The sequence below is a fragment of the Streptosporangium sp. NPDC049644 genome, from assembly GCF_040675205.1.
In the GTDB taxonomy this organism is placed as follows: Bacteria; Actinomycetota; Actinomycetes; order Streptosporangiales; family Streptosporangiaceae; genus Streptosporangium; species Streptosporangium fukuiense.
Map to the genome: position 1 here is coordinate 1 of NZ_JBFAOJ010000225.1, position 2814 is coordinate 2814.

Below are 2814 nucleotides of genomic sequence, written 5' to 3' on the forward strand. Positions count from 1 at the left end.
TTACACGTCGTTGGGGGGGCGAACGGAAGCCGCCGTGGAGACGGAAGCGTCTCCACGGCGGCGTACGGTCACCTGTCGGTGCCGAGATGATACGGGGACGGCCTGTCGATGTTTCCCGGCCGGCAGAATCCTCCATCTTCGGCAGCGGCTGCAGAGCGCCGGTCTGCGCGTAGCCGGAGCGGTGTGCCGAGGTCGGCGGTGGTGGATGACCGGGGCCGTCCCGGGGCCCCTCGATGTGGTTCAGCCGATCACTCCCGGCAGGACGCCGATGGTTTCGGAGTCGATCGTTCGCAGCTGTCTGGTCTTGCCGGTGTGGACGTTCACCGCGTACAGCGTCGCCGTGCCCGAGCCGGGGAGTGCGGGCACGGCGAGCAGCGTCACCTCGGTGTCGCTCACCCAGCCGCCCAGGTGGGAGGGGCTCAGCTCTTCCGGGATGCCCTGGGGCGTCACCTCGGGGTTCTCGCGACCGCTGACGGCATCGATCGTGACGATCGTCCGTGGGCGCTTGGGCGTCGGCTTGGCGTCGCGGCCCCGGGTCGAGCCGATTCTGGCCAGGGTGCGCCCGTCCGGGCCGAGGGCGCTGAAGCTGTAGGTGAAGTCCTTGACGGTGACCGGCTCGTTGCCCAGGACCCGGATCCGGGTGGTGCTGTCGTACGGCCTCACCAGCGTGACCGGGCTGCCGCCGTCGCCGATGCTCACCGGGAACCAGTCGCCGTTCAACGCGCTCGTCTCACCTCCCGCGATGTCGATCGGGACGCTGTACGGCCTGGGTCTGCCGCCGTAGTTCGTGTAGATCAGGTGCAGGCCGTCGGGAGACAGGCGTAGGAAGTTCTCGCCGTCGAGGTCGTCCTTGGAGATCGTGAGCGGCGCCTTCCAGGTCAGGCCGCTCCGCAGGTCGCGTACCTCGATGGTCTGCTGTTTCTCGCTGTAGTAGGCGATCCGTCGGCCGTTCTGGGTGATCGCCACCGGACCGAGCAGGACCTTCTTGCCCACGTTCCTGAGGCCCAGGGCGGCGGTGAGCTCGTAGGTCACTCCGGAGGTGGTGACCACCCGCCACCGGCCGCCGGCACAGTTCGTATCGTCGATCGTGGGAGGCGGGCAGAGGTGGGTGTAGGCGCGGGCCAGCGGTCCGACGTCCTTCTTCGGCAACGCGGGGACGGCCTCGGGGACAGGCGCCAGCACGATGGGTCTCTCGCCGCGTAGACCGCCGTTGACCACGGTGACCGTACCGCCGGTCAGCATCGCCACGGCGGTGGCCACGGCCAGTGCCAGGGTGACGGCGCGCCTGTGCCTGGCGCCCTTGAGGGCACGCTCGGCCAGGTCGATCTGAGGGGCCTCGTCGGCGATCCGGTGTAGTTCGTCGCGGAGCAGGTTCATCGGTGCACCTCCGTCGGCACGTCGGCGAGCAGATCGGCCAGTTCGGGGGCCAGGACGCGCAGGCGCGACAGAGCGTGGTGGGTCTGGCTCTTGACCGTGCCGAGCGAGCAGCCCATGAGCCGGGCGGTCTCGTGTTCGGTGCGGTCCTCGAAGAAACGCAGGACGAGCACCGCCCGCTGGCGCGGGGTCAGCCTGCCGAGTGCCTGACGCAGGGCCAGGCGGCGTACGGTCGACTCGTCGTGCGACCGGCCGTGTTCGGGCAGTGTGGCGCTCGGCAGTTCAACGGCTCTCCGCCTGCGCCATGACAGGTGCTGATTGATCAGCGCCTTGCGGGCATAAGCCTCGACGTTGCCGTTTCCGGCGATCCTGGGCCAGCGGGAGGCGACCCTGGTGAGGACCGTCTGTAACAGGTCTTCGGCGAGGTGGGCGTTTCCAGTGAGCAGGTATGCGGTCCGCATCAGCGACTGCTGGCGGGCATACACGAATTCCTGGAACCCCTCATAGCGGTCCATGTAGTCAGCTTCTCGGCCGTAAACGACCGAGCGTGCAGCTCCTCGCCGTCGATGGGTTCGACGGTTCAGGCCGCGTCGTCGGCAGCGTGACTCACTGCCCAGCCCGCCACTCCGCGCGAGGCGATGTTACGGGCCGCGTTGACGTCGGCGTGCTCAGCGAAGCCGCACGACGTACAGGAGAAGGTCGCCTGGCCGGACCGGTTCCTCTTGTCCACATGCCCGCAGGAGGAGCAGGCCTGCGAGGTGTAGACCGGATCGACGTACACCAGGGCGACCCCGGCACGGGCCGCCTTGTAGGCGATGAAGGAGCCGAGCTGGTGGAAGCTCCATGAGTGCAGGGTGACCCGCTGGGGCTTGCGGAGCCGTACCCGGTCGCGGATGCCCTGGAGGTCTTCCAGGGCGATGCCTTGCCCGGTGCGTGCAGCCTCGGTCACGATCTGCTTGGCGATGATGTGGTTGGTGTTCGCGGCGAACCGGGCCTCGGCCCGGCGGCGCCGCTTCAGCAGCCGTTTGGCGGATGTGGTCTGCTTGGCCTGCAGGCGGCGGCGCAGCTCGCGGTGGCGGTGGCGGACCGCGTTCAGGTGCTTGCCGCTGTGGCGAACCCCGCCACTGGTGGTCGCGATGTTGACGATCCCCAGATCCACCCCCAGGAATCCGTCCGGGGCGGCGACCGGCCGGTCGGGAATGTCGCAGGTGGCGATGAGGAACCACATGCCATCGCGGTACAGCAGGTCCGATTCGCCCTTGCGGTAGGCGGCCACCGTCTGGAGCTGCTCGGCCGAGGCGGTGAACGCCACGTTCTTCATCCGCCCGCGCGTGGTCCAGATGCTCACTGTGCGCGCGTCCATCTGCCAGGACAGGCAGCGGTCGTCGAACGGCTGGGCCGCACCGGGACGAAAGACGATCGGTTTGGCCAGGGCCCGCT

General features: G+C 68.8%; 3 protein-coding genes. All 3 read right to left on the reverse strand.

The genetic code is table 11. From position 1 onward, the window contains the following. Window positions 1-240: 240 nt before the first annotated feature. Complete coding sequence (locus AB0J58_RS44585) at window positions 241-1377, reverse strand: hypothetical protein (RefSeq protein WP_364227832.1); 1137 nt, start codon at window positions 1375-1377, stop codon at window positions 241-243. Further along, window positions 1374-1889 carry a SigE family RNA polymerase sigma factor gene (locus tag AB0J58_RS44590; protein WP_364227835.1) on the reverse strand — a complete coding sequence of 172 codons (516 nt, stop codon included), beginning with the start codon at window positions 1887-1889 and terminating at the stop codon, window positions 1374-1376. The genes AB0J58_RS44585 and AB0J58_RS44590 overlap by 4 nt, the downstream gene beginning before the upstream one ends. A gap of 65 nt (window positions 1890-1954) precedes the next feature. Continuing rightward, window positions 1955-2814: transposase (locus AB0J58_RS44595; protein WP_364227837.1), on the reverse strand; the 860-nt coding region annotated here is incomplete at its 5' end.

What these genes read in the sequence shown, in the direction of transcription:
- AB0J58_RS44590 (WP_364227835.1), bottom strand. Translation starts at nt 1,889, where the DNA reads ATGGACCGCTATGAGGGGTTCCAGGAATTCGTGTATGCCCGCCAGCAG.
- AB0J58_RS44585 (WP_364227832.1), bottom strand. Translation starts at nt 1,377, where the DNA reads ATGAACCTGCTCCGCGACGAACTACACCGGATCGCCGACGAGGCCCCT.